General features: G+C 71.4%; 21 protein-coding genes. 7 read left to right on the top strand and 14 right to left on the bottom strand.

Features of this window, described 5'->3' with window-relative positions:
• Positions 1-5: 5 nt before the first annotated feature.
• The 3 genes from ACIQWX_RS23040 to ACIQWX_RS23030 form a co-directional block, all read right to left on the bottom strand.
• Entirely contained in the window at positions 6-1223 is a 1218-nt protein-coding gene (locus tag ACIQWX_RS23040; protein WP_400874433.1) for an SGNH/GDSL hydrolase family protein, read from the bottom strand.
• On the bottom strand, positions 1220-3517 hold the full coding sequence (locus ACIQWX_RS23035) for a glycoside hydrolase family 3 N-terminal domain-containing protein (RefSeq protein ID WP_400874430.1): 2298 nt from the start codon (positions 3515-3517) through the stop codon (positions 1220-1222). Before ACIQWX_RS23035 ends, ACIQWX_RS23040 begins: the two co-directional genes overlap by 4 nt.
• A 92-nt stretch (positions 3518-3609) precedes the next feature.
• Entirely contained in the window at positions 3610-4620 is a 1011-nt protein-coding gene (locus tag ACIQWX_RS23030; protein ID WP_400874427.1) for a LacI family DNA-binding transcriptional regulator, read from the bottom strand.
• A 133-nt stretch (positions 4621-4753) separates the two neighbouring features.
• Between ACIQWX_RS23030 and ACIQWX_RS23025 the strand changes: the two genes are divergently transcribed.
• The 4 genes from ACIQWX_RS23025 to ACIQWX_RS23010 are packed head-to-tail and all read left to right on the top strand — an operon-like array spanning position 4754 to position 10877.
• The gene (locus tag ACIQWX_RS23025; protein ID WP_400874424.1) at positions 4754-6046 is read left to right on the top strand and encodes an extracellular solute-binding protein; all 1293 of its coding nucleotides are present in this window, start codon (positions 4754-4756) and stop codon (positions 6044-6046) included.
• Positions 6043-7011: a carbohydrate ABC transporter permease gene (locus ACIQWX_RS23020; protein ID WP_400874421.1), complete on the top strand. Its 969-nt coding sequence runs from the start codon at positions 6043-6045 to the stop codon at positions 7009-7011. Before ACIQWX_RS23025 ends, ACIQWX_RS23020 begins: the two co-directional genes overlap by 4 nt.
• Complete coding sequence (locus tag ACIQWX_RS23015; RefSeq protein WP_400874418.1) at positions 7011-7835, top strand: carbohydrate ABC transporter permease; 825 nt, start codon at positions 7011-7013, stop codon at positions 7833-7835. Before ACIQWX_RS23020 ends, ACIQWX_RS23015 begins: the two co-directional genes overlap by 1 nt.
• Before the next feature lie 15 nt (positions 7836-7850).
• Positions 7851-10877 carry a glycosyl hydrolase 115 family protein gene (locus tag ACIQWX_RS23010; protein ID WP_400874415.1) on the top strand — a complete coding sequence of 1009 codons (3027 nt, stop codon included), beginning with the start codon at positions 7851-7853 and terminating at the stop codon, positions 10875-10877.
• 652 nt (positions 10878-11529) lie between these two features.
• Here the strand turns inward: ACIQWX_RS23010 and ACIQWX_RS23005 are convergent.
• Positions 11530-12591 carry a LacI family DNA-binding transcriptional regulator gene (locus ACIQWX_RS23005; RefSeq protein WP_400874412.1) on the bottom strand — a complete coding sequence of 354 codons (1062 nt, stop codon included), beginning with the start codon at positions 12589-12591 and terminating at the stop codon, positions 11530-11532.
• A 70-nt stretch (positions 12592-12661) separates the two neighbouring features.
• Between ACIQWX_RS23005 and ACIQWX_RS23000 the strand changes: the two genes are divergently transcribed.
• The gene (locus tag ACIQWX_RS23000; protein WP_400874410.1) at positions 12662-13681 is read left to right on the top strand and encodes an endo-1,4-beta-xylanase; all 1020 of its coding nucleotides are present in this window, start codon (positions 12662-12664) and stop codon (positions 13679-13681) included.
• Here the strand turns inward: ACIQWX_RS23000 and ACIQWX_RS22995 are convergent.
• The 7 genes from ACIQWX_RS22995 to ACIQWX_RS22965 all read right to left on the bottom strand — a co-directional run bounded on the left by ACIQWX_RS22995 (position 13668) and on the right by ACIQWX_RS22965 (position 19211).
• On the bottom strand, positions 13668-14210 hold the full coding sequence (locus ACIQWX_RS22995) for a polysaccharide deacetylase family protein (RefSeq protein WP_400874407.1): 543 nt from the start codon (positions 14208-14210) through the stop codon (positions 13668-13670). The two genes, ACIQWX_RS23000 and ACIQWX_RS22995, sit on opposite strands and share 14 nt — an antisense overlap.
• A gap of 55 nt (positions 14211-14265) precedes the next feature.
• On the bottom strand, positions 14266-15198 hold the full coding sequence (locus tag ACIQWX_RS22990) for an acyl-CoA desaturase (protein WP_400874404.1): 933 nt from the start codon (positions 15196-15198) through the stop codon (positions 14266-14268).
• A 288-nt stretch (positions 15199-15486) separates the two neighbouring features.
• A complete protein-coding gene (locus ACIQWX_RS22985; protein ID WP_086680104.1) occupies positions 15487-15690 on the bottom strand; it encodes a cold-shock protein in 204 nt (67 codons plus the stop codon).
• 100 nt (positions 15691-15790) lie between these two features.
• Entirely contained in the window at positions 15791-17086 is a 1296-nt protein-coding gene (locus tag ACIQWX_RS22980) for a class I SAM-dependent methyltransferase (RefSeq protein WP_400874402.1), read from the bottom strand.
• Positions 17068-18450, bottom strand: a complete 1383-nt coding sequence (locus tag ACIQWX_RS22975) for an FAD-binding oxidoreductase (protein WP_400874400.1) — start codon at positions 18448-18450, stop codon at positions 17068-17070. The genes ACIQWX_RS22980 and ACIQWX_RS22975 overlap by 19 nt, the downstream gene beginning before the upstream one ends.
• Before the next feature lie 39 nt (positions 18451-18489).
• Entirely contained in the window at positions 18490-19023 is a 534-nt protein-coding gene (locus ACIQWX_RS22970) for a DivIVA domain-containing protein (protein ID WP_400874397.1), read from the bottom strand.
• Positions 19020-19211, bottom strand: coding sequence for a hypothetical protein (locus tag ACIQWX_RS22965; protein ID WP_400874394.1), 192 nt, complete (start codon positions 19209-19211; stop codon positions 19020-19022). The genes ACIQWX_RS22970 and ACIQWX_RS22965 overlap by 4 nt, the downstream gene beginning before the upstream one ends.
• Before the next feature lie 183 nt (positions 19212-19394).
• On the opposite strand from ACIQWX_RS22965, the gene ACIQWX_RS22960 reads away from it, so the two are divergent.
• Positions 19395-19811, top strand: coding sequence for a DUF6292 family protein (locus ACIQWX_RS22960; RefSeq protein WP_400874391.1), 417 nt, complete (start codon positions 19395-19397; stop codon positions 19809-19811).
• A gap of 25 nt (positions 19812-19836) precedes the next feature.
• A complete protein-coding gene (locus ACIQWX_RS22955; protein ID WP_400874388.1) occupies positions 19837-21753 on the top strand; it encodes a S9 family peptidase in 1917 nt (638 codons plus the stop codon).
• On the opposite strand, the gene hpaD is transcribed toward ACIQWX_RS22955, so the two are convergent.
• From hpaD to dapA, 3 genes are read right to left on the bottom strand one after another with little or no spacing between them, the layout of a single operon-like run.
• Positions 21736-22779, bottom strand: a complete 1044-nt coding sequence (gene hpaD / locus ACIQWX_RS22950; RefSeq protein WP_400874385.1) for a 3,4-dihydroxyphenylacetate 2,3-dioxygenase — start codon at positions 22777-22779, stop codon at positions 21736-21738. The two genes, ACIQWX_RS22955 and hpaD, sit on opposite strands and share 18 nt — an antisense overlap.
• On the bottom strand, positions 22776-24284 hold the full coding sequence (gene hpaE / locus ACIQWX_RS22945; protein WP_400874382.1) for a 5-carboxymethyl-2-hydroxymuconate semialdehyde dehydrogenase: 1509 nt from the start codon (positions 24282-24284) through the stop codon (positions 22776-22778). The genes hpaD and hpaE overlap by 4 nt, the downstream gene beginning before the upstream one ends.
• A complete protein-coding gene (gene dapA / locus ACIQWX_RS22940; RefSeq protein WP_400874379.1) occupies positions 24281-25228 on the bottom strand; it encodes a 4-hydroxy-tetrahydrodipicolinate synthase in 948 nt (315 codons plus the stop codon). Before dapA ends, hpaE begins: the two co-directional genes overlap by 4 nt.
• Between the last annotated feature and the right edge of the window lie 5 nt (positions 25229-25233).

The following is a 25233-nucleotide window of genomic DNA, read 5'->3' as shown; positions in this document are numbered from 1 at the left end:
TTCCTTCACCCCGCCCGGAATAGGCCGGCCGGAATGCTGGAACCCAGCGCGCGGTACCCCGCCGGGTTGAGGTGCAGGTGGTCACCGACGTCGTAGGCGGGCAACAACCGGGTCGGGGCCGCCGGGTCGCGGGCCACGCGGTCGAAGTCCAGGACCGCGTCGAAATGCCCGCGGATCCACGCGTTCACCGAGGCACGGGCCGCTTCCCGCTCCGGCGAGTCGTAGCCGGTGTTGCCGCCGAACGGCGTCAACGTCGCGCCGTAGACCCGGATCCCGGCCGCGCGGGCGCGGGTCAGGATCTGGTCGTACGCGTCGATCAGGTCCGAAGCCGTGGCCGCGGCCGCGTCGGGGGCCGCCGTGCCGATGTCGTTGACGCCCTCGAAGACGATCGCCCACGACACGCCGCTCGTCGCCAGCAGGTCGCGGTCCAGGCGCGCCAGGACGTTCGGGCCCAGGCCGTCCTGCAGCACGCGGTTGCCGCCCGCCGCCTGGTTCACGACGGCGGCCGGGACCCGTGAAGCCAGCACGTCCGGCCAGCGGTCGTTGCCGTTCGTCGTCGACCCGCGGCCGTCCGACAGCGAGTCGCCGATCACCGCCACCGCCGACGCCGGGGACAGCACCTCGATGCCGCTCAGGAAGTACCAGTGGTCGACCGGCGTCGCGCCCGGCAGATCGAGAGCGGACACCTGGTTCCCGGCGACCAGGTAGGACGTCGTACGCGAACCCGGGTGCGAAGTGATCGACAGCGAGGCCTGGCCGCGCGCCAGGTACGTCGTCACCGCGATGTTCTCGAACGCGCGCACCGGGAACGGCAGCGGGTCGGACACCACCTGTGCGCCCACCGGGACCGTCGTCGACGGCTTGCCGTGGAACGTCACCGGGACGACGCTGCCCGGGACCACCGCGGAAACCCCGGCGGCACCGGAAACCGGCCGGGCCACCGAAACCGCGGTGATCGGCAGGGCGGAACCGCCGAAGGCGTTCGAAAACCGCAGCCGGATCCGGGGGCCGCCGACGGAAACGTGGGCCGTCTGGCGCAGGGAAGCGTTGTCCAGCACGCGGTCGGCCCCCGTGAACGGCGCCGGCGGCATGTTGGACGGTTCGGTCAGCTGCGGCATCGATGTCCAGGTCGCCACCCAGTGCGACGCGGGCGGCCGCCCCGACGCACCCACGAACAACGCGGTCAGGACCGCGAGGCAGAAGACGGATAGGGTGCGCTTCACGATCCGAACTCCGGCGTCATCACCCGCTCGACGCCGACGTGCCGCCGGGCGCCGGTGAGCGTGCAGTGCAGGGTCGTGACGATCTGCTCGCTCGACGTCCCCACCCGCAGCTCGACGTCGCCCGGCTCGACCAGGCGGCGGCCCGCCCGGCCGGTGTACGACGTCAGATCCGCGTGCAGGCCGATGTCCACCACCACCGTCGCCCCCGGTTCCACCGCGACCCGGCGGGCCGCGATCAGCTGGCGCTCGGGCCGCGCGACCTCCGCGACCGGGTCGTGCAGGTACACCTGGACCACTTCGGTCGCCGTCCGCGCGTGGTCGTTGCGCAGGGTCACCCGGACCCGGCAGACGCCGTCGGTCGGCCACAGCGACCCCGTCGCGCTCACGTCGGCCCAGGTCACCGGCGTGTAGGAAAGCCCGTGCCCGAACGGGAACAACGCCGAGGGGTCGACCGTGCTCACCTCGCTGCGGCGCCCGAGCGGCGCGGCGAGGTAGGTCGACGGCTGGCTCGCGCCGGCCGCCGGGAAGCTCACCGGCAGCCTGCCGGACGGGTCGATCCGTCCACTGAGGACACCCGCCAGCGCCGGCCCGCCCTCCTCGCCGGGGTAGAACCCGCAGACCACCGCCGCCAGGCGGTCGATCTGCCGCGAAAGTTCGTACGGCCGCCCCGACAGCAGGACCACTACGACCGGCTTACCGGTGGCGAGCAAGGCTTCGAGGAGCTCTTCCTGCCGGCCCGGCAGCCGCAGATCGGCCGCGTCGCAGCCTTCGCCGGACGTCCCGCCGCCGAACAGCCCGGCCAGGTCGCCCAGCACCGCCACGCAGACGGACGCCGAATCGCACGCCGCGACCGCTTCGGCGATCCCGTCGTCGTCACCACCGGTGACCGGGCAGCCGAGCGCGTAGGTGACTTCGAACGACTCCCGCAGCGCCTCGACGACCGTCGGCACCGAGACGCCGAACGGGACGTCCGGGTGGTGGACGCCGACGTGCAGCGGGAAGGAGTAGCAGCCGAGCATCGCGCCGGGCGCGTCCGCGCGCGGTCCGACCACGGCGATCGACGCGCCGGGGGAGAGCGGCAGCGTCCCGTCGTTGTGCAGCAGCACGATGGACTTCTCGGCCACTTCGCGGGCCAGCGTCCGCGAAGAAGCGTCGTCGAGGTCGATCTCCTCCGGCACCTCGGGTGCCCAATCCGCGTCGAGCAGGCCCAGCTCACACTTTTGCCGCAGCACCCGTTCGAGGGCGCGGTCGACGGCGGCGGCGTCGACCGCACCCCCTTCCACCGCGGCGAGCAGCGGCTCGCCGTAGCAGTCCATGGTGGGCAGCTCCACGTCGATGCCCGCGGTCAGCGCCTGCCCGGCCGCGTCGGCGCGGTCGGCCGCGACGCCGTGCAGGCGGTGCAGGAACGCCACGGAGAAGTAGTCCGAGACGACCGTGCCGGTGAACCCGTAGGTGTCGCGCAGGAGTTCGGTCAGCAGAGCCGTGTCCGCGGCGCCGGGGACGCCGTCGACGTCGGTGTAGGTGTTCATCACCGACCGGGCGCCGGCCCGCAGCGCCAGCTCGAACGGCGGGAGCAGGACGTCCGCGATCTCCCGCGGCCCGGCCGAAACGGGCGCGAGGTTGCGCCCGGCGCGCGAGGCGGAGTACCCGACGAAGTGCTTCAAGGTCGCGATCACGCCGGCGGACTCGAGCCCGGCGACGTACGCGCTGCCGATCGTCCCGACCAGGTACGGGTCTTCGCCGATGGTCTCTTCGACGCGGCCCCAGCGCAGGTCCCGGGCGACGTCGAGGACCGGCGCGAGACCTTGGTGCACGCCCAGCCCGCGCATGGTCCGCCCGATGCTCGCCCCCATCCGCTGCACCAGGTCCGGGTCGAACGTCGCGCCCCAGGACAACGGCGCCGGGTAGATCGTCGCCTGCCACGCGGCCAGCCCGGTCAAGCATTCTTCGTGGACGACGGCGGGGATGCCGAACCGGTTGCTGGAGACGATCTGGCGCTGCGTGCGCGCGAGGCTGTGCGCGCCGATCAGCGGGTCGACCGGCCGGGTGCCGAAGACGCGGGTCAGCTGGCCGATGCCGTGCCGGACCAGGTCGTCGAAGTCGACCGCCGCGTCGACGAAGTCGTGCTGGTGCGGGGCCATCTCGCCGCCCGAGTCGATGCCGACCCAGACGCCGTAGAGCTGAGCCAGCTTTTCGCGCAGGGTCATCCGGTCCAGCAGGGCGCGGACGCGCTCGGCGGGATCGGCCGTGGGGTCGCGCCACGGCTCGGGGGCCGTGGCTGGCTGCGTGGTCAAGGCTTTCCGCCCTTCGTCAGGGAGCTTTCGGGGGTTCCGGGTGGCGGAGCCCCCGGCCCCGGGGCGAAGCCCCGGATGTCACAGATAAGAACTCAGGAAAGGGCCCGGGTGGAGTGCCGCACCACGAGGCCGGTGTCGAGGGTGACGTGGGTGCGCCCGACCTCGTCGCCGTTGATCAGCGCGATGAGCATGCTGATCGCCCGGTGGCCCATTTCGCGGATCGGCTGGTCCACTGTGGTCAGTGGCGGGCTGCAGAGCGCGGACTCGGGGACGTTGTCGAAGCCGACCACGGACAGGTCGTCGGGCACCGAAAGGCCCAGCTCGCGGGCCGCGCCGACGGTCGCGATGGCCGAGATGTCGTTCGCGGCGAACACGGCGGTCGGCCGGTCGGGGCAGGTCAGCAGGTCGTGGGCCGAAGCCGCGGAGACCTCCGGGTCGTAGGCGCCGATCCGGATCAGGTTCTCGTCGGCCGGAACTCCCGCGGCTTCGAGCGCGCGCAGGTAACCCGCCTTGCGCAGGGTCGCCGATTCGAGGTCGGGACGGCCGGAGAGGAACGCGATCCGGCGGTGGCCCAGCTCGAGGAGGTGCTCGGTGGCCAGCTGCGCCCCGCGCAGGTTGTCGGAGTCGATGGTGGGCAGGTGCGACGGCCCGGTGTGCGGGTCGACCGCGACGACCGGCGTGCCGGGGACGGCCTCCAGCGAGACCGCCGGCGTGACCAGCACGGCGCCGTCGACCAGCGTGCCGGAAAGCCGGGACAGGTAGCGCTTTTCCCAGCCCGACGGGTCGCCGGTGCGCCCGCCCGCGGAGTAGACGACGAGCTCGAACCCGCTGCCGCGGATGGCGTCCGCGGCCCCCTTGAGCAGCTCGGTGGAGAACGGTTCGAGGTCGGCGACCAGGATCCCGATCACGTTGGTCCGGTGGTTTCTCAGGCTCTGGGCCACGAGGCTCGCCTCGTAGCCGAGTTCTTCGATCACCGCGCGGACCTTCGCGAGCGTCGCGGCGGAGACGCCGTAGCGCTCGTTGATCACTTTGGACACCGTGGCCACCGAGACGCCGGCCCGGGCCGCGACGTCACGGATGGTCACCCTGGAACTGGGCTGCATCGGCTCAGACTAACCATGGAAAACGTTATCGACAACGATTGACATCCGATTTGCCCGGGAGCAGACTCTTCGCCAACCCGGGCGCAGTCGCGCCCCGTCCAACTCGGCCGAAGTCGTCAGGAGTGGACCCACGATGTCTGTCAAACGCCGGATCCCCGTTCTCGCCGCCCTGGCGGCCGTCGTCCCGCTCGCGCTTTCCGCGTGCAGCGGAGGGAGCGAAACGCCCGCGCAGCCGAGCGGCCCGGTCACCCTCACCTGGTGGCACAACGGCACCACCGACCCGATCAAGTCGATCTGGGAGAAGGTCGTCACCGACTACCACCAGGCGCACCCCGACGTCACGATCAAGGCGCAGCCGCTGCAGAACGAGGACTTCACCACCAAGGTGCCCCTCGCCCTGCAGGGCGCCGAGCCGCCGGACGTCTACCAGTCCTGGGGCGCCGGCGAGCTGAAGTCGCAGGTCACCTCGGGCAAGGTCGCCGACATCACCGACGCGACGAAGCCGTGGATCTCCGGGGCGGGGAAGTTCGCCGAAAACTGGCAGGTCGACGGCAAGCAGTACGGCGTGCCGTTCGAGCAGCACTTCGTCGGTTTCTGGTACCGCAAGGACCTCTTCACCCAGGCCGGGATCGCCGCGCCGCCGAAGACGATGGACGAGCTCAACGCCGCCGTCTCGGCGCTGAAGGCCAAGGGTGTCGCGCCGATCTCCGTCGGCGGCAAGGACCGCTGGCCGGATGCCTTCTACTTCAACTACTTCGCCGTCCGCGAGTGCTCGGCCGACGTGCTCAAGCAGTCGGTGCAGGCGGTCAAGCTGGAAGACCCGTGCTGGACCAAGGCCGGGCAGGACCTGAAGAACTTCCTGGCGACGCAGCCGTTCCAGACCGGGTTCGCCGGCACGCCCGCCCAGCAGGGCGCGGGCAGCTCGGCCGGCCTGGTCGCCAACGGCAAGGCCGCGATGGAGCTGCAGGGCGACTGGGAGCCGGGCACGATGTCGTCGCTGACCGAGGACAAGGACCTGGACTCGAAGATCGGCTGGTTCCCGTTCCCGTCCGTCGCGGGCGGGCAGGGCGACCCGGCGGCCGTGCTCGGCGGCGGTGACGGCTTCGCGTGCACCAGCCGCGCGTCGAAGGCGTGCGCGGACTTCCTGTCGTACCTCAACACCGAGCCGATCCAGACGCAGCTCGCGGCGCAGGGGGCCGGCCTGCCGGTCAACACGGCGGCCGCCAAGGCGCTGAAGACCGACACGCTCAAGCAGGTCTACGACTACGGCATCAAGGCGCCCTACCTGCAGATGTACTTCGACAAGGCGTTCCCGACCGCGGTCGGCGCGGCGCTGAACGACGCCGTCGCGAACATGTTCGCCGGCCAGGGCACCCCCGAAGGCATCGTGGCCGCCGTCAACCAGGCCGCGGCGGGCAACAAGTGACCACGGCGACGACGCCGGTGCGGACGGCCGCGCCGCCCGCACCGGCGCCCCGGCCCCGGGCGAAGCGCTCCAGCCTGGGGAAGCGGCTCGAGCTGGCGCTGCTGCTCGGGCCGGCCCTGCTGCTGTTCGCCGGGTTCGTCCTGGTGCCGATCGGGATCGCCGGGTTCTACAGCCTGTTCCAGTGGAACGGCTTCGGCCCGCTCGACGACTTCATCGGGTTCGACAACTACGTCGACGCCTTCACCGGTGAGGTGTTCCAGGGCGCGATCGTGCACAACCTGATCATCGCCGGGCTGTCGATCGTGGTGCAGCTGCCGCTGTCGATCGGGCTGGCGATGCTGCTCAACCGCAAGCTGCGGGGCCGCACGGTGCTGCGTGCCCTGGTGTTCGCGCCGTACGTGCTGTCCGAGGCGATCACCGCCGTGATCTGGGTGCTCATGCTGCAGCCGGGCGGCTTCGCCGACCAGGTGCTGCGGGGCGCCGGGCTCGGCGGCCTGGTCCACCAGTGGCTGGCCGACCCGGGCATCGTGCTCTACACGATGTTCGCGGTGATCACCTGGAAGTACATCGGCTTCGGCATCATCCTGCTGCTGGCCGGTCTCCAAGGCGTGCCGGCCGAGCTGCGCGAGGCCGCGGCGCTCGACGGCGCGTCGGCCTGGCAGACCACCCGGCACGTCGTGCTCCCGCTGCTCGGGCCGACCATCCGGATCTGGATCTTCCTTTCGGTGATCGGCTCCCTGCAGCTGTTCGACGTCGTGTGGATCATGACGACGGGCGGCCCGGCGAACGCGTCGACGACGATGGCGACCTACCTGGTCGACCACGGCTTCAAGCGCTACGAGTTCGGGTTCGGCTCGGCGGTCGCGGTGATCCTGTTCGTGATCTGCTTCGTGTTCGCCCTGCTGTACCAGCGGTTCGCGCTGCGCCGCGACACCCAGGGCGCCCTGACCAGGATGGTGGGCTGATGCGTTCGCGCAGGTTCGGGATGGCGACGGGGTACCTCGCGGCGATCGTCGTGCTCGGCGTGACCGTGGTGCCGCTGCTGTTCGTCGTGCTCGGCGGGTTCCGCACCAACGCGCAGATCAACGCCGACCCGGCCGGGCTGCCCGGCCCGTGGGTGACGGACAACTACGCGTCGGTCCTCGGCTCGAGCGCGTTCTGGACGTTCCTGGGCAACAGCGCGCTGATCGCCGTGATCGCGACCGTCGTCGCCGTCGGGCTCGGCTCGATGGCCGGGTACGCGCTTTCCCGGTACCAGTTCAAGGGCCGCGAGGCCGTGTACACGCTGTTCACGCTCGGTCTGCTGTTCCCGCTCACGGTCGCGACGCTGCCGCTGTACCTGTGGCTGCGCCAGCTGGGCATGCTCGAAAGCTTCTGGGGCGTGGCGATCCCCGAAGCGGCGTTCTCCCTGCCGGTGACGATCGTGATCCTGCGTCCGTTCATGCACGCCATCCCCGGCGAGCTCGAGGACGCGGCCGTGCTCGACGGCGCCGGCAGGCTCGGCTTCTTCTGGCGCATCCTGCTGCCGCTGTCGGCGCCCGCGCTGACCACGGTCGCCGTGCTCGCCTTCGTCACCAGCTGGAACGCCTACCTGCTGCCGCTGCTGGTGTTCAACGACTCCGCGCACTTCACGCTCCCGCTCGGCGTCGCCATGTTCCAGTCCCAGTTCTCCCAGGACACCGCCCGGGTGCTCGCGTTCACCGCGCTGTCGATGATCCCGGCACTCGCGTTCTTCGTGCTCGCCGAACGGCGCATCGTCGGCGGGCTGACCGGATCCGTGAAGGGCTGACTCAGGAGGTCTGCCGTGCCGTCCGAGGTCCACCGTCGTGCCTTTTTGCAGTTGCTCGCGCTGGCCGGGGCCGGCTCGGCCGCCCTCCCGGGGCTGGCCGAAGCCGGGACCGGGTTCCCGTTGGTGTCGCGGGGGAAGGCCGCGACGATCGTCGTCAGTCCGGGTGACCTGCCGGGCGTCCGGCGGGTGGTGGGGGACCTGGCCGCCGACGTCGAGCGCGTCACGGGTGTCCGCCCGGCCGTGTCGGACGTGGTGCCGGCGAACGGGCCCGTCGTGCTGGTCGGCACCCTCGGCCACAGCCCGCTGGTCGACTCGCTGGTGTCGTCCGGCCGGCTGGACGTCCGGGGGATCGCCGGGAAGTGGGAGACGTCGCTGAGCCAGGTCGTCGACGGGCGGCTCGTGCTGACCGGCAGCGACCAGCGCGGCGTGATCTACGGCGTCTACGAGGTTTCGCGGCGGATCGGCGTTTCGCCGTGGTACTGGTGGGCCGACGTCCCGCCTGCGCGAAGGTCGGAGTTGCACCTTCCGGGGGAGCGGTTCAGCCTCGGGACGCCGCATGTGAAGTACCGCGGGTTCTTCATCAACGACGAGAACCCGGCGCTCGGCACGTGGGCGCCGGCGTACTTCGGGCCGGGTCTCGCGCCGGGCTATCCCGGCGGTTTCAACCGCCTGTTCTTCGCCAAGATCTTCGAGACGATGCTGCGGCTGCGGGCCAACTACCTGTGGCCGGCGGTCTGGGGTCGCGCGTTCGCCGAGGACGACCCGCTCAACCACGCCACCGCCAAGGAGTACGGCGTCGTGATGGGCACCTCGCACGAGGCGCCGATGATGCGCGGCATCGAAGAGTGGAACCGGCACGCGGTGCCCGCGGTCCGCGACTCGGCGGGGACGATCGTGACACCTGGCCACGACCCGTACGGCGGCACGGGGGAGTGGAGCTTCCGCCGCAACGGCGAGGCGATCAAGGCCTACTGGACCGACGGCATCCGCCGGATGGCCCGCGAGGACTTCGAGGGCGTCGTCACGCTCGGCATGCGCGGCAACGGCGACGTCAGCCTGCCCGACGGCGACGGCATCGAGCTGATGCGGGAGATCATCGCGGCCGAACGGGAGATCCTCGCGCGCGAACTGAGCACGGACGTCCCGCAGGTGTGGACGCTGTACAAGGAGGTCCAGCGGTACTGGGCCCAGGGGCTGCGCCCGCCGGACGACGTCATCGTCGTGTTCACCGACGACAACTGGGGCAACGTCCGCAAGCACCCGGACCTCTCGCTGCCGCCGCACCCCGGCGGGTACGGGCTGTACTACCACTTCGACTACGTCGGCGGCGGCCGCAACTACAAGTGGGTCGACACCGCGTTGCTCGCGAACACGTGGGAGCAGCTGCACCAGACCGTGTCGTACGGGAACGACCGGTTGTGGGTCGCCAACGTCGGCGACATGAAGGGCAACGAGCTGCCGCTGCAGTTCTTCCTCGACTACGCTTGGGATCCCTCGTCCCTCCCGGTCGAACGTCTGTCCACATGGGAGCGCTCGTTCGCCGCGGAGAACTTCGGTCCGGCTTTGGCGTCCGACATCGCGTCGGTGCTGCACGACTACGGGCGGCTGCAGTCGCGGCGCAAGCCCGAGCTGCTGAACCGGCGGATCACGGTGGACGGCGCCGGGGTGATCACCTACGACGACCAGATGACGCCGTTCAGCCTGGTCGACTACCGGGAGCTGGACCGCGTCACCGAGGAGTGGCAGGAACTCGGTGCGCGGGCGGCGCGTCTATCGGCCCGGGTGCCCGCTGCTTACCGGGACGCCTTCTACGAACTGGTCGGGTACGCGGTCACGGCGTCGGCGAACCTCTACGCGTTGCGGCGGGCCGAGTTCACGAACCTGTTGTACGCGGCGCAAGGGCGTGCGTCGGCGAACGGGCTGGCCGCCGTCACCGAGGCCCGGTTCGCCGACGACCTCGCGCTCGCGGAGAAGTACAACACCGGCATCGCGGGCGGCAAGTGGCGGGGGTTCCAGACCCAGCCGCACATCGACTACGGCGACGTCGCCCGCTACGGGCCCAACGCGCCCTGGCAGCAGCCGGAGCTGAACAACGTCGCGCTGCCGGACGTCATCTTCCCCGCGGTGCGGCGGATCGACGTGCCGTCGGCGGCTTCGCTGGGCGTGGCGGTGGACGGGTCCGCCGAGGCGTGGCCGGGCGCCGCGGGACGTCCGGTGCTGCCGGAGTTCAGCCCGTACCAGAGCGCGCCGGCGCAGTACATCGACGTCTTCAACCGCGGGCGGACGCCGTTCCGGTGCACGGTCGTCGCCGGGGCGCCGTGGGTCCGGGTCGAGCCGCGCGGCGGCCGGGTGGAGGAGGAGCTGCGGATGACCGTGCGGATCGACTGGAGCCGGGCACCGAAGGGCACCACGACGGTGCCGATCACGGTGTCGGGGGCGGGGCAGTCGGTGGTGGTGGACGCGGTCGTGCGGCGCGTGGAGGTGCCGCCGTCGTGGCGGCGCGGGTTCGTCGAGGCGAGCGGGTACGTGTCGATGGAGGCCGCGCACTGCAGCGCGAACGTCGCCGCCGGGCCGGTCGCGTGGCGCCGGATCCCGGACCTGGGCCGCACGGGCGACGGGATGACACCGTTCCCGGTGACGGCACCGAGCCGCGCGGCGGGCGCGGGGCCGCGGCTGGAGTACCGGCTGACGCTGGTGACACCGGGGCCGGTGACGGTGTGGGCGTATTTGTCACCGCGCAGCAACGTGTTGCAAGGGGACGGTCTGCGCTACGCGGTGTCGTTCGACGACGCGGCACCGCAGGTCGTGAACATCACGAAGGCCACGGGCGCGGATGACATGACGATGAACCGCCAGTGGGAGCGGACGACGTCGGACAACGTGAACTTGACCTCGACGCGGCACGAGGTGGGCGCCGGCCCGCACGTGCTGAAGGTGTGGATGGTCGATCCGGCGGTGGTGGTGCAGAAGCTGGTGGTCGACACGGGCGGTTTGCGGCCGAGTTACTTCGGGCCGCCGGAGAGCATGCGGTGGCCGGGATGAGCGGGGCCGCCGGGGCGCCCCCCGTTTTCCACTTTACCGGTGGGCACCGACAATTCCGGCGCCCGGGAGTCCGCCGGCCGGGCGCACGTGGTTTGGCTGGGAGTCTTTCGGGATGGCCGTCCGCCGGGGTGCTGGAGTTCGCGGGTTGGTCGTGGTGGCCGAGCCGCCACGAGTGGCCGGGAGTCCGCCGGCCGGAGTTCGAGGATTGCTTGTGGTGGCCGGGTGCATGCGGTCTGGCCGGGCGGCTCGAAAGCCTGCGGGAGGACCGCTCGCCGAGTCCGGCCGCCGGGGCGCCCCCCGTTCTCTACTTTACCGGTGGGCACCGACAATTCCGGCGCCCGGAAGTCCGCCGGCCGGGCGCACATGGTCTGGCCGGGCGGCTCGAAAGCCTGCGGGACGACCGCTCACCGGGTCCGGCCGCCGGGGCGCCCCCCGTTCTCTACTCTACCGGTGGGCACCGACAATTCCGGTGCCCCGGAAGTCCGCCGGCCGGGTGCACGTGGTTCGGCTGGGGCGGCTCGAAAGCCTGCGGGACGACCGCTCACCGAGTCCGGCCGCCGGGGCGCCCCCCGTTCTCAACTCTACCGGCAGGCACCGACAATTCCGGCGCCCGGAAGTCCGCGAACGACCACCGGGCCCGCTCGCCGAGCACTCATCCCCGCCCGACCGGAACCGCCTGGCGCGCCGGCGCCGCTGTGCTCTGCCGGACCACCAAGCTCGTCGCCAACTCCAGCCGGTGGCTCTCCGGGTGCGTCCCCCGCGCGAGGGAAATCGCCAGCCGGGCACCCGCCGCCGCCATCTCCTGCAGGGGCTGGCGGATCGTCGTCAGCTCCGGGGTCAGCCACCGGGCCACCGGCAGGTCGTCGAAGCCGACCACGCTCAGGTCGTCCGGGATGCGCAACCCCGCGTCGCGCGCGGCTTCGTACACCCCCAGCGCCTGCAGGTCGCTGCCCGCGAACACCGCCGTCGGACGATCCGGGAGGGTCAGCAATGATGCCAGCTCCCGGTAACCCGACCGGACGTGGAAATCACCGCGCCGGACCAGCGCCGGGTCGAACGCCAGGCCCGCCGTCTCCAGGGCCGTGCGGTAGCCGTCGATGCGCGCGCGGCTGCACAGCACTCCGTCCGGCCCGCCGATCATCGCGATCCGGCGGTGCCCCAGCTCCACCAGGTGCCGGGTCGCCGTCAGGCCGCCCTGCCAGTTCGTGGCCCCGATCGAGGGCGTCTCCGGGCCCGGCGCGCCTGCCGGGTCGACCACGACCAGCGGGATGTCGCGGGCCCGCAGCTTCGCCAGCTGCCCGCCGGTGAAGTCGGAGCACACCGAGACGATGCCGACCGGCCGGCGCGCCAGCACGCTTTCCAGCCAGCTCTGGCCGGGCGTGTGCCGGCCGGACGATTCCGCGAGCACCACCGCCATTCCGTTTTCGCGGGCGACGTACTCCACCCCGCGGATGATTTCCAGTGCCCACGTGCTTTCGAGTTCGTGGAACATCAGTTCCAGCAACCGGGAACGGCGGGACCGTTCGTCGGCCCGGCGGCGGTAACCGTATTTCCCGATGACGGCTTCCACCCGCGCACGGGTGCTTTCGGCGACGTCGGGACGGCCGTTGAGCACTTTCGAAACGGTCGGCACGGAAACCCCGGTCTCGGCCGCGATCCGGGCGATGGTGACCCGGGTCGCGCAGGACTCGGGATCATCGGACTTCGTTGTCATGAAGGAGATTCTAGGTCATCGAAACCCGGTTTGACACACCTCGAAACTTTCGGAGAACGGAAGGAATGACATGCGAAGAAGAATTCCGATTAGACGCGCGCTGATGACGGCGGCGATCGTCGCGGGCATTGCCGGGTGGCAGGTGCCGGCGGCTTCGGCGTCGGTTCCGCTGAAAGCCATCACCCACAAGTACGTCGGCAGTGCTGTCGCGGCGGCGTACCTGGCGAACGAACCCGACTACCGCGCGGTGCTCACCCGTGAATTCGACAACGTGACGCCCGAGAACGAGATGAAATGGGGGACGGTCGAAGCCGTCCGCGGGCAGTACGACTGGTCGGGTGCCGACGCGATCGTCCGGTACGCCCAGGCGACCCACAAGACCGTCCGCGGTCACACGCTGGTCTGGCACTCCCAGCTGCCGGACTGGGTGGCCGCGCTGCCCGCCGACGAGCTGCGCCGCGTCCTGCGCGACCACATCACGACGGAAGTCAAGCGGTACAAGGGAAAGATCCGCGCCTGGGACGTCGTCAACGAGATCTTCAACGAGGACGGCACGCGCCGCGACACCGTCTTCCGGCAGAAGCTCGGCGACGGCTTCGTCGCGGACGTCTTCCGCTGGGCGCACGCGGCCGACCCGTCGGCGACGCTCTACATCAACGACTACAACATCGAGGGGATCAACCCGAAGAGCGACGCGGTGTACGACCTGGTGAAGACGCTCCGGCGCCAGGGCGTGCCGATCGGCGGCGTCGGGGTCCAGGCGCACCTGTCGATCCAGTACGGCTTCCCCGGCCGGTACCGCGAGAACCTCGCCCGGCTGACGAAGCTCGGCGTGGACGTCGCGGTCACCGAAGCGGACGTCCGGATCCCGACCCCGGCCGACGCGGCGAAGCTGGACACGCAGGCGAGCTACTTCGACCAGCTGTGGGACGGCTGCCAGGCGGTCCGGCGGTGCGTCGAGTTCACGACCTGGGGCTTCACGGACCGGCATTCGTGGGTGCCGGACGTCTTCCCCGGCGAAGGGGCGGCCTGCCTGTTCGACGAGAACCTGCAGAAGAAGCCGGCGTACCTGCGGATCAACCCCTGGTGAATCCCGGCCGCAGGCCGCGGGCGGCGAGCGCCGCGAGGATCCGCGGCACCGCCGCCACGGTCGCCGGGCGGCCTTCGTGCAGCAGCACGACGCCGCCCGGCTCCGCGCGGTCCGCCGCGGCCACGATCTCGTCCTCGGGAGCACCGGCCCAGTCGCGGGTGTCGACGGTCCACAGCACCTCGGTCAACCCGTGCGCGGCGGCCGTCTCGGCCACCGAGGGGTCCGTGTCGCCGTAGGGCGGCCGGAACAGCACCGGACGCACGCCCGTCAGCGAAGCCAGGAGGTCCTGCGTCCGGAGGACCTCCTGGTCGCGGGCCTCGGCCGAGAGCCCGGTCAGGTGGGGGTGCGTCCACGTGTGGTTGCCGAGCACGTGCCCGGCGGCCGCGATCTCGCGGACCAGCGCCGGGTGCGCGGCGGCGTGCTCGCCCCACAGGAAGAACGTCGCCCGCACCTCGCCGAGCGCGGCCAGCAGAGCCGGCGTGGTCGACGGGTACGGGCCGTCGTCGAAGGTCAGCGCCACCGGGTCCATCCGGCCAACCTCACCCGGCCGGGCCACGAAGGCAAGGACTTTCGGCGGCCTTTCGTCAGCGGGCCAGCGCGGCCAGCCGCTTCGGGGTGGGCCACCGGACGTTCCACGCCCAGCCCATCTTCTCGAACGCCCAGATCACCCGCGCGGAGACGTCGATCTGGCCGCGCAGCACGCCGTGGCGGGCCGACGTCGGGTCCGCGTGGTGGGTGTTGTGCCAGGACTCGCCCATCGACAGGATCGCCAGCGGCCAGAAGTTCGCCGACCGGTCGCGGCTGGCGAACGGGCGCTCGCCGATCATGTGGCAGATCGAGTTCACCGACCACGTCACGTGGTGCTGGAACGAGATCCGCGCCAGCCCGGCCCAGAGGAACGCGGTCAGCGCGCCCCACCACGACAGCGTGATCAGGCCGCCGAGCAGCGGTGGGAGCAGCAGGCTCAGCACGACCCACAGCGGGAAGAGGCGGTCGACGACGCGCATGTCGCGGTCGCCCGCCAGGTCGGGGGCGAAGCGGTCGACGTTGGTCTTGTCGCGGCCGAAGAGCCAGCCCATGTGGGCGTGCCAGAACCCGCGGGCGAGCGCCACCGGCGACGTGCCGAACAGCCACGGCGAGTGCGGGTCGCCCTCGCGGTCGGAGAAGGCGTGGTGACGGCGGTGGTCGGCGACCCAGCCGATCACCGGGCCCTGCGCGGCGAGGCCGCCGGCGATGGCCAGCGCGATCCGCAGCGCCCGCTTCGCGCGGAACGCGCCGTGGGTGAAGTAGCGGTGGTACCCGACGGTGATCCCCAGCGTCGAGACGACGAAGAACGCGCCGCCGATGGTGAGGTCGAGCCAGCTGACGCCCCAGCCCCAGAACACCGGGACGGCGGCGGCGAGCGCGAGGAACGGGACCAGCAGGAACGTCCGGATGGTGATCAGCTCGGCGATGGTCTGGCGGCCGGAGAGGACGGGTTTCGGGACGGAACGGGGAGCCTTCACGGAGGCTGTCATGCACTACTCGTTTCGAGGTCAACGCACGCCGGAGCGAATCCACGCGCGGGAGGCCGGGGAGCGGGAACACCCGGCGGTCAGCGGTCTGCGGTGGGGCCGGGCGCGTCGCCGCTCCTGTCGGCGATGGCCTCGGTGGCCCCGGGTCGGGAGTGGGACCGGCGGGACGCCGGCGTCCGAGGGGGTTCTCCCGATGCGTCCCACGTTACCTGATCGTTGTGAATCCGCAGTGTGGCCGCGCACGAGAAAGGCCCCCGCCCCGGGGGGCGAGGGCCTTCGGTGCCTCGTGGCTCAGATGACGCTCACGCGCTGGGCCTGCGGGCCCTTCTGGCCCTGGCCGATCTCGAACTCCACGCGCTGGCCCTCATCGAGGGACTTGAAGCCGGTGCCCTGGATCTCGGAGTAGTGGACGAACACGTCCGGGCCCCCGCCATCCTGGGCGATGAAGCCGAAGCCCTTTTCGCCGTTGAACCACTTGACACTGCCCTGAGCCATACCAATACCTACTCTTTGTAGTGAGCCTGGACGCCCCGTTCGGACGCCCGGTCTCGCGACCATCCTTCCATTCCCGGTCCCGCCCGGCCAGCCCCGGTGGTCAAACTCCCCAATCGGGGCGCAGCGGCATGCCCATCCCGCCCTCGCGGTCGGTCCGCACACCCAGGATCTGGTGCAGTTCGATCTCGCGGCGTTCGAAGGCCAGCCGGCAGGCCGCGAGGTACAGCACCCAGACCCGGCTGCGTCCCGCGCCCGCCTCGGCGACGGCCTCGTCCCAGTGCTCGTCGAGGTTCGCGCACCACCCGGCCAGGGTGAGCGCGTAGTGCTCGCGGAGGTTCTCCGAGTGCCGGACCTCCAGGCCGGCGTCGTGCATGGCGGTCATCAGCTCGCCCGGGGCCTCGAGCTCGCCGTCCGGGAAGACGTACCGGTCGATGAACCCGCGCGAGCGGTGCGCGACGCTGGTGTCCGGGTTGGTGATGCAGTGGTTGAGCAGCCGCCCGTGCGGCTTGAGCTTCTCCGCGAGGAACCGGAAGTAGCCGGGCACGTTGCGGGCGCCGATGTGCTCGGTGAGGCCGATCGAGGAGATCGCGTCGAACCCGGTCTCGGTGACGTCCCGGTAGTCGAGGTGCCGGATCTCGGCGCGGTCGGCCAGCCCGAGCGCGACGATGTTCTTCTGCGCCCACTGCGCCTGTTCACGCGAAAGGGTGACCCCGAGCGCCTCGACGCCGTAGTGCCGGACGGCGTGCGCGACCATGCCGCCCCACCCGCAGCCGACGTCGAGCAGCTTCATCCCGGGCTGCAGGCCGAGCTTGCGGCAGACCAGGTCGAACTTGTGGTACTGCGCCTCCTCCAGGGAGGAGCCTGCCTCCGGGAACACCGCGCACGTGTAGGCCATCGACGGCCCGAGGACCAGCTCGTAGAACCGGTTCGACACGTCGTAGTGGCTGGCGATGGCCTCGCTGTCGCGGCCCTTCGAGTGCCGTAGCGCGGTCAGCCCGCGTCGGAACCGGCTCGGGTGCTCCTCGGCGGGCGGCTTGACCACGCGCAGGTGGCGCGGGCCGAGCTTGCGCAGCAGCCACAGCCGGTCGGCCGGGCTGAGCTGGTCGACCTGCGCCGACAGCGCGTGCAGCGCGGTGTACAGGTCACCGGTGACGTCGAGCGCGCCGGCGACGTACGCGCGGGCGAGGCCGAGGTCGCCGGGGGAGGACATCAGGTAGTCCAGGGCCAGGGGCGAGCGCACCTGGATCGCGACCGGCGCGTCGGCGGGGCCGCTGCTGCTGCCGTCGTAGGCGGTGATCGACACGGTCGCGCGGGGGCCGAGCAGACGCTCGAAGACCTCGCCGACCGGGGGGCTTGCCTGGTTCACGTTCGTTCCTTTCACCGGCGGCGGACGCATTTTTCGTAGAGGCCGAGCAGCCGCTCGTCCGGGTCGTAGGTCCGCTTGAGGTCCCGGTAGACGTCGCCGTTGTAGAGCCGCCAGAACTCGTCTTCGGCGTAGAAGCTGTCCGAATAAAGAGACTTGTGCCCGCCCAGCCGGGTGACCTCGGCTTCGATCATCCGGTTGTGCACGCCGTCACGCTCACCCGGGTCCAGCGGGACGGCCGACCAGAACCCGAAGTTGACGTACAGCGCTTCGGGGTCCAGCTCGTAGAGCGGCCAGCGCACGCCGCCGGGACGCTGCCGCAGCGGGCAGATCCACACCGGGCTGATCGGGATCTCCCGTTCGAAGAACTCGAGGAACTCCGCGGCGCGCCCGATCGGGACCTCGATGTCCTGCACGATCGTCTCCTCAGGTGGGAGGCGCCGCAGCTTGAGCAGCCGCTCGGCGATCTTGAACCGCCGGTCGAGCGCCACCGCCTTCCAGTACACCGAGGACCGCAGGAACCGGCGGCCGAGCAGCAGCCGCGGCAGCCGGTGCTGGACGCCGAACGCGCGCGAGCACCAGAACCAGTCGGTGTCCCAGCGCCAGAGGTAGTCCCGGACGGTGAGGTGGTCCGTTTCGCGGCGTTGGATCGAGCGGTAGTAGATGTCCAGCCAGGTGTAGTCGCTGGTCGCGGGCGCGGCGTCGGTGAACTTCGCCAGGGTCAGGTACAGCTCGTCCGGGCCGAAGACCGTGCCGTCGACGAAGTCGTGCTCGCCGCTGTCGCAGGCTTCCGTGAGGGCCCGGAAGTAAGTGTCCCGGTCGTGGTAACGGACGTGCCGCAGCTCGACGAACGGCTTGACCGGTTCGAGGACGATCTTCAGGCGCAGCGCGTAGCCGAGGGTGCCGTAGGAGTTGGGGAAGCCGCGGAAGAGGTCCCGGTGCTCGTTGTCCGGCGTCGCGACGACGATCCGGCCGTCGCCGGTCAGCACCTCGAGCTCGAGCACCGACTCGTGCGGCATGCCGTTGCGGAACGACGAGGACTCGATGCCGAGGCCGGTCACCGCGCCGCCGAGGGTGATGGTCTTCAGCTGCGGCACGACCAGCGGCATCAGGCCGTGCGGCAGGGTGGCGTCGACGAGCTGTTCGTAGGTGACCATCCCTTCGACGTCGGCGGTGCGGCTCCCGGGGTCGACGCGCAGCACGTGGGTGAAGCCGGAGACGTCCAGCCCGGGGTGCTTCGCGGCGGCCCGGGACCGGAAGAGGTTGGAGGTCCGCTTCGCGAGCCGGACGGTCGCTTCACCGGCGATCGCGGTGAGCTGCCGCCGCAGGGCGTCGACGCGGGCTTCGTGTTCGGGGAACGGCGGGGCTTGCGGCACCCCGGCCTGATCGATGGTCACGAACCCGATCCTGCCTCACGCCGACAGCGGGCGCACGGGTCAGGCGGCCGCGTGCAGCCGGGTGTCCGCTTCGAGCAGTTCCGCTGCTTCGGCCAGGAATGCGTCGATCTTCCGCAGCCGGTCGGCGGTCCGGCGTTCGGTGGCGGCGAGGTACTCGACGCGGTGGCGGGCGTGCTCGATCTCACGGGCCGCGTGGACCCGGGCGTCCTCGAGCTTCCGAGCCGCGGTGTCCTCCGCTTCGCGGACGATCGCCGCGCCTCGCTGCCGGGCCGCCGCGACGACGCCGTCCGCTTCGGCGTGGGCCAGCTCGAGCAGGTGCCGCACGCGGTCCCCGACCGCGGCCGGGTCGGCGGGGGTCCGGCACAGGCGGTCGGCGCGGGCCCGCAACGCGGCGTTGGCGGAGCGGGCTTCTTCGAGGCGCCGCGCGAGGGTTTCGGCTTCGGCGACGGCGGCGTCGCGGTCGGCCGTGAGCAGGCCGATCTCGGTGAGCAGCTCGTCGATCCGCTCGTCGACCTGGTCCCGGTCGTAGCCGCGCAGGGTGAGGGCGAAGCTCTCGGGCAGGGGGAGCGTCATGACCGGTGCAGGAGGTCGGCGAGGCCGACGTCCGCGGCGGACCGGAGCCGGACGGGGTCGGGGCGGCCCATGGTGTGGTCGTCGTCGTGCAGCGTGGTGACGAACCGCGGGACCCGCCGCGGCGCCGGGGCCACAAGATCTTCCCTGGAGTGCTGGTAACCGGTCGGCAGGGCCGTCGATGCGGTCACGGGTGCGGAACCTTTCTCGGTGGTGGTGCTGGTGTCACTGTTGTAACATGTCATCGAAGCGACGACAAATGAGATGTCGCCGGATTGACGACATGGGCGCGTGGGGTTGATCGCGGCGGTGGCGGGGTATCCGGCGCACGGACCGCGGGGATCCCGCGGCGGGACGGGGAAAGCGAGGCGGCGTTGAGCATTCTGATCGATTTCGGGCGCGACACGGAGTTCTCGTTCGAGCGGGGGTTGCGCGGGTACGTCGCCGCGGTGGCCCGCGCGGTGGGGGTCGGGCTGGAATCCTGCACACTGGACGCGGGCACCCCCGCGGCGGCGTACATCGCGCTCGACTGGCGCCTGAGCCGGTTCCCCGAACACGACTTGGCTTTGGTCTGGGACGAGGCGCACGGCTGGGCGGCGGCGATCGAAGACGCCGGCGGCGCGACGGTGCTGTCCTACTTGGGCGGAGAAGTGCTGCCGGAACCCCGTGCGGTGGTCCGCTTCCTGGCGGCGGTCCGCGCCGACGACCCGGACGCCGGGACGCTCGAAGCTCCGGAGCTGCGCGAGCCGGGCCGGCACGAGGAACTGCTGGGGACGCTCGCTCCCCGTTGATCCGGTTTCCGGCACACTGGGTGGAGTGCTGACGGCGGAGACTGTGGTGGACCGGGAAGTGCCGCGTGATCCGCGGATTTCCCCGGACGGCCGGTGGGTCGTGTACGTGACGGCCCCGGTGGGCCGGGCAGGCGAGTACCCGGTGAGCCGGTTGTGGCTGGTCCCTTCCGACGGCAGTGCGGAGCCCCGTGAGCTGGCGGCCGGTGTGGCCGCGGAGAACCACGCGCCGCGGTGGGCCGTGGACTCGGGTTCGGTGTTCTTCTTGTCGGACCGAGCCGAGCGGGGAACGGCGCGGCTGTACCGGATCGGGCTCGAGGGCGGGGATCCCGAGCAGCTCGGCGACTGGCCGGCGGGCGTCAGCGGCCATGTCCCGCTGCCGGAGTCGGTGGTGGTGATCGCGCCGGATCCGGAGGAGCGGCCGGCCGATCCCCGGGTGCGAGTCGTCCGGGCGGCGGCTGGTGGCCGCGGTGAGCGGCAGGAGGGATCACTGGCCGGCAGGCGCGAAGGCCACCCCGGCGAGCCGGCCGGCCGGGCCACCGAACCTCGCCCCGATCCGCCCGCCCGCTGGGACACCGAAGCCCGCCCCGACCGGCTATGGCTGCTCGACCTGTGCACCGCGACCGTCAAACCCTTGGGGGATCTGGGCCGCCGCCACGTGCGGGAAGTCGCCGTCCGGCCGGACTTCGCCACCCTCGCCGTCCTCACCTGGTCCTGCGCCGATCGCGAACCCGGCCTCTTCGAACCCGGCCTCCACTTCGTCGACCTCGCCACCGGCGAAACCCGCGACCAACCCACCCCGCCCCTCGAAGCGTCCCACCCGGCCTGGTGGCACGACGGCACGGAATGGCACCTCGCCCACCTCGGCCTGACCCCGCCCGGCCTCATCGGCGGCACCGCGGTCTTCGACAACGGCGTCAACCTCACGGCGGGCCTGACCAGCTGCCCGACCGAACTCGTCCAAGTCGCCGACGGCCCGCCCCTCGCCCTCTTCGCCGAAGGCCTCGACACGACCGTCCGCCGCCTCGACACCGCGTTGACCACCGTCGCCGAAGTCCAAGGCACCTCCCTGACCGCGAGCCACGACGGCGAAACCATCGCCCTCGTGCGAAGCGCCGGCGCCGAGCCCGAGGAGGTCCACGCCGGACCACCGCACGACCTGGTCCGCCTCACCCGGACCGCCCCGGACCACGGGTGGGCCACCCAGCACCGCCTCGCCTACCGAGCCCCGGACGGCCTCGACCTCGACGGCCTCCTCGTCCTGCCGCCCGGCAAGACCGGGAACGACGGCCCGTTCCCCCTCGTCACGCTGGTGCACGGCGGCCCGTACGACCGCTACGCCGACACGTTCCAGCTCGGCTGGTTCCGCTGCGGCCAGTGGCTGGCCGCGGCGGGGTTCGCGGTGTTCCTCCCGAACCCGCGGGGCAGCCTCGGCCACGGTCACGCCTTCGCGGCGAGCGTCGCCGGGGACGTCGGAGGCGCGGAGTTCACCGATCTCCTCACCGGGATCGACCTGCTCGTCGAGGCGGGCGTCGCCGACGAAGACCGGCTCGGGATCGGCGGCGGGAGCCACGGCGGGTTCGTGGCCGCCTGGGCCGTCACGCGGACGGACCGCTTCAAGGCGGCCGTCGTCAACGCGGGCGTCGTCGACTGGCCCCTGCTGGCCGCGACCGGCGAGAACGGCCGGTTCGAGCTCGCCCTCGGTGGCCGGGAAAACAGCCCGATCACCCACGCGGACCGGATCGCGACCCCCGTCCTCATCCTGCACGGCGAGGACGACACGAACGTCCCGCTGTCGCAGGCCGAACTCCTGCACCACGCCCTCGGGGACCGGCCGCACGAGTTCGTCGTCTACCCCCGGGAGGGCCACTCGCTCCGCGAACGCGGCCACCAGCTCGACTTCCTGCACCGCGTCCGCGCCTGGTTCTCAGACCTGCTCGCCTAGCTTGAACTCCGCGGAACCGGTGCTGAAGGAGAACCCGTCCGCGCCGATGGTGACGTCGGCTTCGCGCGGCTCGGCCCGGGCGACGACCGGGGCGACCGAACCGGCCAGGTCCAGCACCACCGACGCGTCGGTGTACCAGCTCGGCACCACCGGGTTGCCCCACCAGTCGCGGCGCTGGTTGTCGTGGACGTCCCACGTGATCACCGGGTTGTCCGGGTCGCCGGTGTAGTAGTCGTGCGTGTAGATCTCGATGCGGTGCCCGTCGGGGTCCCGGACGTAGAGGTAGAACGCGTTCGAGACGCCGTGCCGGCCCGGGCCGCGCTCGATCGTGCCCGGCTTGCGCAGCGCGCCCAGGTGGTCGCAGATGTGCAGGATCTGGTGGCGTTCGTGCGACGCGAACGCGATGTGGTGCAGCCGCGGGCCGTCGCCGCCGGTCAGCGCGACGTCGTGGACCGTCGGCTTGCGGAACATCCACGCCGCGTACACCGTGCCCTCGTCGTCCTGGATGTCCTCTGAGACGCGGAAACCCAGGCCCTCGTAGTACTTCCGTGCCGCCGGGACGTCGGGGGTGTCCAGGTTGAAGTGGTCCAGCCGCGACAGTGCCCCGGCGCCGTGGACGTCGTAGCGCTGCGTGAACCGCTCGACGTGCTCGGCCTCGTGGAAGAACTCGACCGGGAACCCGAGCGGGTCGACGACCCGGACCGCTTCGCCGATGCCGCGGGTCGCGCCCGCCGCCCGCCGCTCGACCCGGCAGCCGAGCGAACGGTAGTACTCCTCGGCCAGGTCGAGATCAGGAGCGCTTCGGACGCGGTAGGCCAGCACGGCCAGCGCGGGCGTGGTTCCCTTCCGCAGCACCAGCGAATGGTGCAGGTACTCCTCGAAAGCCCGCAGGTACAACGCCTCGGAATCCTCGTGGGTGACGACGAGCCCGAGCACGTCGACGTAGAAGGCCCGGGACGCGGCGAGGTCGGTGACGACGAGTTCGGCGTACGCGCAGCGGAGGACGTCCGGCGGGGTGGCGGTCATGACTGTCCTTTCCGGACGCTGCCGAACCGGGCCGTGTGCACCGGCCCGAGCGAAACGTGGATGGCCTGCTGGTGGGTGTAGAAGTCGAGCGAGCGGTAGCCGCCTTCGTGGCCGAGGCCGGACGCCTTGACCCCGCCGAACGGCGTCCGCAGGTCGCGGACGTTGTGCGAGTTGAGCCAGACCATCCCGGCTTCGACGGACTGCGCGAAGGTGTGTGCCCGCTCCAAGTCGGACGTCCACAAATACGCCGCCAGCCCGTACTTGACGTCGTTGGCCAACGCCAGCGCTTCGGCTTCGGTGTCGAACGGCGTCAGCGCCACGACCGGCCCGAAGATCTCCTCTTGGAAGATCCGTGCGGACGAAGGAACATCGGCGAACACCGTCGGCGCCACGTAGTTGCCGGAGTCCAAACCGGACGGACGGCCGCCGCCGGCGAGCAGCCGGCCCTCGGACTTGCCGAGCTCGACGTACCGCATCACCTTCTCGTAGTGCTCGGGGTGCACGAGCGCGCCCACCTCGGTGGCCGGATCGTGCGGGTCCCCGACGACGATCTGCTGAGCCCGCGCGGCGTACCGCGCGCAGAACTCGTCGTAGATCGAGCGCTCGACGAGGATCCGGCTGCCCGCGGTGCAGCGCTCGCCGTTGAGGGAGAACACACCGAAGAGCGTCGAGTCGAGCGCGGCGTCGAGGTCCGCGTCGGCGAACACGATCGCCGGGGACTTGCCGCCCAGCTCCATCGACATGCCCTTGAGGTGCGCCGCGCAGTTGCGGTAGATCGTCTGCCCGGTCGTCGTCTCGCCGGTGAACGAGATCAGCGGGACGTCCGGGTGTTTGACGAGCGCGTCGCCCGCCTCTTCGCCGAAGCCGTTGACCAGATTGAACACGCCCTGAGGAAGTCCGGCGTCGGCGAAGATCCCGGCCCACAGGCTCGCCGACAGCGGCGTGAACTCGGCCGGCTTGAGCACCACCGTGCAGCCCGACGCCAAGGCCGGGGCGAGTTTCCAGCTCTCCAGCATGAACGGCGTGTTCCACGGCGTGATCAGCCCGGCGACCCCGACCGGCTTGCGGTGCACGTAGTTCACCTGCCGTCCGGGCACCTGGTAGGTGTCGTCGGCCTGCGCGACGACGAGGTCGGCGAAGAACCGGAAGTTCTCGGCCGCGCGCTGCGCCTGCCCGAGCGCCTGGGTGATCGGCAGGCCGGTGTCGAACGTCTCCAGCTCGGCGAGCCGGGCGTCCTGCGCTTCGACGGCGTCGGCGATCCTGTTCAGGATCCGCGCCCGGGCTCGCGGCAGCATCCGCGGCCACGGCCCGTCGGTGAACGCCGTGCGCGCCGCGGCGACCGCCCGGTCGACGTCCTCGGCCTGGCCGGCGGCCGCGGTGACGTACGGGGTGTTGGACACCGGGTCGAGCACGTCGAACGTCTTGCCCGAGACGCTGTCGACGAGCTCGCCGCCGATGTAGTGCTTGAGCTCGCCCGGCAGTCCTTCCGGGACGTAGTGGGTCATGCCGTTCCTTCCACGGTGAAGCCTTCGGTCGGCGAGAGGTACTTCTCGCCTTCGGCCATCAGCTCGGTGATCCGGGCGACGCCCTTTTCGGTGGGCGGGATCAGCGGCGGCCGGACGTGCCCGGAGGCGATCAGCCCGCGCTGCTCCAGCACCCACTTGCCCGGCGCCGGGTTGGTCTCGACGAACAGCAGGTCGACCAGCGGGTGCAGGCCGTAGTGGATCTCCCGCGCGCGTTCGTGGTCGCCGGACTGCCACGCGGTGTACATTTCCGCGCACGCGGCCGGGGCGATGTTGGCCGTGGCGCTGACGAACCCGGCACCGCCGAGGGCCAGCAGCGGCAGGCAGAGCAGCTCGATCCCGGACCACACCAGCAGTTCGCGGCCGCACAGGTGCAGCACGCGGGAGAAGTGCTCGAAGTCCTTCGTGGTCTCCTTGATCCCGACGAAGTTGTCGCACGAGCGGTACAGCCGCGCGACCGTCTCCGGCGCGAGGTCGACCGCGGTCCGGCTCGGCACGTTGTAGGCGACGATCGGCAGGTCGGGGAACTCGCGGCAGACCGTGCGGTACCAGACGAACAGCGCGTCCTGCGTCGGCCGCGCGTAGTAGGGCGTGATGACCAGCGCCGCGTCGATGCCGGCGTCCCGCGCCAGCGCGGTCAGCTCCAGGGTCTCGTCGAGCTTCGCCGAACCGGTGCCGGGGACGACCGGGACGCGGTCGCCGACCTCGGCGACCACCGTCCGGATGGCCTCGGCGCGCTCGGCGACCGTCTGCGAACCCGGTTCGCCGGTGGAGCCGCCGATCGAGATGCCGTGCGAGCCCGAGGCGAGCTGCCAGCGCACGAGGTTGGTCAGGCCGGCGTGGTCGACGGCCCCGTCGGCGGTGAACGGCGTCATCAGCGGCGCGATCGACCCGCGGATGGCCTGGGGGTCGGAGCGGAAGCGCATGGGGG

The sequence above is a fragment of the Amycolatopsis sp. NPDC098790 genome (assembly GCF_044759945.1).
Classification (GTDB): Bacteria; Actinomycetota; Actinomycetes; order Mycobacteriales; family Pseudonocardiaceae; genus Amycolatopsis.
Note: the sequence above shows the minus strand (reverse complement) of the source record. Positions and strands in the feature narration are given on the sequence as shown.